3 rRNA genes are annotated in these 5418 nt (G+C 58.5%); all 3 read right to left on the bottom strand.

The window, feature by feature from the left end:
- Window positions 1–5: 5 nt before the first annotated feature.
- Window positions 6–122 (bottom strand): 5S ribosomal RNA (rrf, locus tag C1A33_RS19400).
- Between the two features lie 73 nt (window positions 123–195).
- Window positions 196–3300 (bottom strand): 23S ribosomal RNA (locus tag C1A33_RS19405).
- Between the two features lie 398 nt (window positions 3301–3698).
- Window positions 3699–5208 (bottom strand): 16S ribosomal RNA (locus tag C1A33_RS19410).
- Together the 16S, 23S and 5S rRNA genes form the textbook arrangement of a ribosomal RNA operon.
- Window positions 5209–5418 lie beyond the last annotated feature (210 nt).

A 5418-nucleotide genomic window follows, 5' to 3' on the forward strand; every position in this document is an offset into this window, starting at 1 on the left:
TGTAAGTCCGGCGGCGTCCTACTCTCCCACACGGTCCCCCATGCAGTACCATCGGCGCTGAAGAGCTTAGCTTCCGGGTTCGGAATGAGACCGGGCGTTTCCCCTTCGCCAAAACCACCGAAACATCTACAACCATACCACCAGCAGCAAGCCGGCCGCACAGTCAGAACCGCACAGTGGACGCGTAGCACCTTCGAAGACAAGCCCTCGGCCTATTAGTACCGGTCAGCTCCATGCGTCACCGCACTTCCACCTCCGGCCTATCAACCCGATCATCTAGTCGGGGGCCTTACCAGGCTACCCTGTGGGAGACCTCATCTCGAAGCAGGCTTCCCGCTTAGATGCTTTCAGCGGTTATCCCTTCCGAACGTAGCCAACCAGCCATGCCCTTGGCAGAACAACTGGCACACCAGAGGTTCGTCCGTCCCGGTCCTCTCGTACTAGGGACAGCCCTTCTCAAGTCTCCTGCGCGCGCGGCGGATAGGGACCGAACTGTCTCACGACGTTCTAAACCCAGCTCGCGTACCGCTTTAATGGGCGAACAGCCCAACCCTTGGGACCTACTCCAGCCCCAGGATGCGACGAGCCGACATCGAGGTGCCAAACCTTGCCGTCGATATGGACTCTTGGGCAAGATCAGCCTGTTATCCCCGGGGTACCTTTTATCCGTTGAGCGACGGCGCTTCCACAAGCCACCGCCGGATCACTAGTCCCTGCTTTCGCACCTGCTCGACATGTCTGTCTCACAGTCAAGCTCCCTTGTGCACTTGCACTCGACACCTGATTGCCAACCAGGCTGAGGGAACCTTTGGGCGCCTCCGTTACCCTTTAGGAGGCAACCGCCCCAGTTAAACTACCCACCAGACACTGTCCCTGATCCGGATCACGGACCCAGGTTAGACATCCAGTACGACCAGAGTGGTATTTCAACAATGACTCCACCAGAACTGGCGTCCCAGCTTCACAGTCTCCCACCTATCCTACACAAGCCGAACCGAACACCAATATCAAGCTATAGTAAAGGTCCCGGGGTCTTTCCGTCCTGCCGCGCGTAACGAGCATCTTTACTCGTAGTGCAATTTCGCCGAGTCTGTGGTTGAGACAGTGGGAAAGTCGTTACGCCATTCGTGCAGGTCGGAACTTACCCGACAAGGAATTTCGCTACCTTAGGATGGTTATAGTTACCACCGCCGTTTACTGGCGCTTAAGTTCTGAGCCTCGCCCCGAAGAGCTAACCCGTCCCCTTAACGTTCCAGCACCGGGCAGGCGTCACTCCGTATACATCGTCTTACGACTTAGCACGGAGCTATGTTTTTAGTAAACAGTCGCTTTCCCCTGGTCTCTGCGGCCACTCCCCGCTACGGAAGCAAGTCCCTACACGGAAAGCGGCCCCCCTTCTCCCGAAGTTACGGGGGCATTTTGCCGAGTTCCTTAACCACAGTTCACTCGCACGCCTTGGTATTCTCTACCTGACCACCTGTGTCGGTTTAGGGTACGGGCGGCCCTGACACTCGCTAGAGGCTTTTCTCGGCAGCATGGGATCATCCACTTCGCCACAATCGGCTCGGCATCAGGTCTCAGACACACAGAACGCGGATTTACCTACGCCCCGTCCTACACCCTTGCCCCAGGACAACCACCGCCTGGGCTGGACTACCCTCCTGCGTCACCCCATCGCTTGCCTACTACCAGCCAGGATCCCGACCTCACCTGCACATCCCCGAAAGGACACACACGATCGAACCGGTTAGCACAACCAGATTCAGCATTGGCGCGTCAGCGCCGGTACGGGAATATCAACCCGTTGTCCATCGACTACGCCTGTCGGCCTCGCCTTAGGTCCCGACTCACCCTGGGCGGAAAAGCCTGCCCCAGGAACCCTTGGTCATCCGGCGGACGGGATTCTCACCCGTCATTCGCTACTCATGCCTGCATTCTCACTCGTATGGCATCCACGGCTGGGTCACCCCGCCGCTTCACACGCCACACGACGCTCCCCTACCCACGCACACACCTGGACACCAAAGTGCCGGGTAACATGTGCATGCCGCAGCTTCGGCGGTGCGCTTGAGCCCCGCTACATTATCGGCGCGGAATCACTTGACCAGTGAGCTATTACGCACTCTTTCAAGGGTGGCTGCTTCTAAGCCAACCTCCTGGTTGTCTATGCGACTCCACATCCTTTTCCACTTAGCGCACGCTTAGGGGCCTTAGCTGGCGATCTGGGCTGTTTCCCTCTCGACTACGAAGCTTATCCCCCGCAGTCTCACTGCCGCACTTCACTTACCGGCATTCGGAGTTTGGCTGACTTCAGTAAGCTTGTGGGCCCCCTAGGCCATCCAGTGCTCTACCTCCGGCAAGAAACATGCGACGCTGCACCTAAATGCATTTCGGGGAGAACCAGCTATCACCGAGTTTGATTGGCCTTTCACCCCTACCCACAGCTCATCCCCCAGGTTTTCAACCCTGGTGGGTTCGGTCCTCCACACGGTCTTACCCGCGCTTCAACCTGGCCATGGGTAGATCACTCGGCTTCGGGTCTTGGACATGCGACTCAAACGCCCTCTTCGGACTCGCTTTCGCTACGGCTACCCCACACGGGTTAACCTCGCCACACATCGCAAACTCGCAGGCTCATTCTTCAAAAGGCACGCGGTCACCAGACCAAAGTCCAGCTCCCACGGATTGTAGGCACACGGTTTCAGGTACTATTTCACTCCCCTCCCGGGGTACTTTTCACCTTTCCCTCACGGTACTAGTCCGCTATCGGTCACCAGGAAGTATTTAGGCTTAGCGGGTGGTCCCGCCAGATTCACACGGAATTTCACGGGCTCCGTGCTACTTGGGAAAACATTCAGGAGAGACACTGTTTTCGGCTACAGGGCTGTTACCCTCTATGGCGGTCCATTCGCATGACCTTCGCCTAACAGAACCTTTTCTGACTCCTCGACAGTGCGGCAGCACCATCCGAACGCTCCCACAACCCCAACATCGCAACACCTGCCGGCTATCACACGACACTGGTTTAGCCTCATCCGCTTTCGCTCACCACTACTCGCGGAATCACTGTTGTTTTCTCTTCCTGCGGGTAATGAGATGTTTCACTTCCCCGCGTTCCCTCCACATGCCCTATGTGTTCAGGCATGGGTGACAGGATTTAAAGCCCTGCCGGGTTTCCCCATTCGGAAATCCTCGGATCACAGCTCGGTTGACAGCTCCCCGAGGCATATCGCAGCCTCCCACGTCCTTCATCGGCTCCTGGTGCCAAGGCATCCACCGTGCGCCCTTAATAACTTGGCCACAAAGATGCTCGCGTCCACTGTGCAGTTCTCAACGTACGGACGGCCACCAGCCGAACCAGCAGGACCCACCCCCACACCGGAAGACAGGTATCCCACCACAACTGGCCCGCACCACCACCCCCACCAGGAGGACCCGAACCAGCAGAACAGACAGCAGAGGCAACGATCAAGGAAGTCCACCTGACTCCCTCAGGACCCAACAGCGTGCCACGAACACCACCCACCACACCCAGGCCCGTTCCACCCCACACAGTGGGAGTACTAGACACCCGGCCGCAGCCAGCAGCATCACATCGTCAGCGTTCCACCCATGAGCAACCAGACCGGCATGCACATCCAGCCCTGGCCCTGGACCAGCCCACCCCCAACAGGACAGACCAGCCAGACGCTCCTTAGAAAGGAGGTGATCCAGCCGCACCTTCCGGTACGGCTACCTTGTTACGACTTCGTCCCAATCGCCGGTCCCACCTTCGACGGCTCCCCCCACAAGGGTTAGGCCACCGGCTTCGGGTGTTACCGACTTTCGTGACGTGACGGGCGGTGTGTACAAGGCCCGGGAACGTATTCACCGCAGCATTGCTGATCTGCGATTACTAGCGACTCCGACTTCACGGGGTCGAGTTGCAGACCCCGATCCGAACTGAGACCGGCTTTTTGGGATTCGCTCCACCTCACGGCATCGCAGCCCTTTGTACCGGCCATTGTAGCATGTGTGCAGCCCAGGACGTAAGGGGCATGATGACTTGACGTCATCCCCACCTTCCTCCGAGTTGACCCCGGCAGTCTCCTATGAGTCCCCGACACGACTCGCTGGCAACATAGGACGAGGGTTGCGCTCGTTGCGGGACTTAACCCAACATCTCACGACACGAGCTGACGACAGCCATGCACCACCTGTGCAGGACCCTTACGGACCCCCCATCTCTGGAGGATTTCCCTGCATGTCAAACCCTGGTAAGGTTCTTCGCGTTGCATCGAATTAAGCCACATGCTCCGCCGCTTGTGCGGGCCCCCGTCAATTCCTTTGAGTTTTAGCCTTGCGGCCGTACTCCCCAGGCGGGGCGCTTAATGCGTTAGCTGCGGCACGGAGGCCGTGGAAGGTCCCCCACACCTAGCGCCCAACGTTTACGGCGTGGACTACCAGGGTATCTAATCCTGTTCGCTCCCCACGCTTTCGCTCCTTAGCGTCAGTTCCGGCCCAGAGACCCGCCTTCGCCACCGGTGTTCCTCCTGATATCTGCGCATTTCACCGCTACACCAGGAATTCCAGTCTCCCCTGCCGGACTCTAGCCTGCCCGTATCGACTGCAGGCCCGGGGTTGAGCCCCGGGTTTTCACAGCCGACGCGACAGGCCGCCTACGAGCTCTTTACGCCCAATAATTCCGGACAACGCTTGCACCCTACGTATTACCGCGGCTGCTGGCACGTAGTTGGCCGGTGCTTCTTCTGCAGGTACCGTCACTCACGCTTCGTCCCTGCTGAAAGAGGTTTACAACCCGAAGGCCGTCATCCCCCACGCGGCGTCGCTGCGTCAGGCTTTCGCCCATTGCGCAATATTCCCCACTGCTGCCTCCCGTAGGAGTCTGGGCCGTGTCTCAGTCCCAGTGTGGCCGGTCGCCCTCTCAGGCCGGCTACCCGTCGTCGCCTTGGTAGGCCATCACCCCACCAACAAGCTGATAGGCCGCGGGCCCATCCCGATCCGATAAATCTTTCCACACCACCAGATGCCCGGCAATGTCATATCCGGCATTAGCCCCGGTTTCCCGAGGTTATTCCAGAGATCGGGGCAGGTTGCCCACGTGTTACTCACCCGTTCGCCGCTAGAAGCCGAAGCTCCCCGCTCGACTTGCATGTGTTAAGCACGCCGCCAGCGTTCGTCCTGAGCCAGGATCAAACTCTCCATCAATGAATGAAGAACCCGGAAAAACCGGGAAAGACCCCAACATCAACACCGCGAAACCGCGATGCTGTACTTGAGTCCAAAGGAATCCCTCACAACCCGACCAGCCACACCCCCACATCCAGCAGGGACACAACCAGACAGACCATGAACGAGGGATAAAACATATTTGGCACTGACAATCGGCACGCTGTTGAGTTCTCAAGGAGCAGGCGC

The sequence above is a fragment of the Frankia canadensis genome, assembly GCF_900197875.1.
GTDB lineage: Bacteria > Actinomycetota > Actinomycetes > Frankiales > Frankiaceae > Frankia > Frankia canadensis.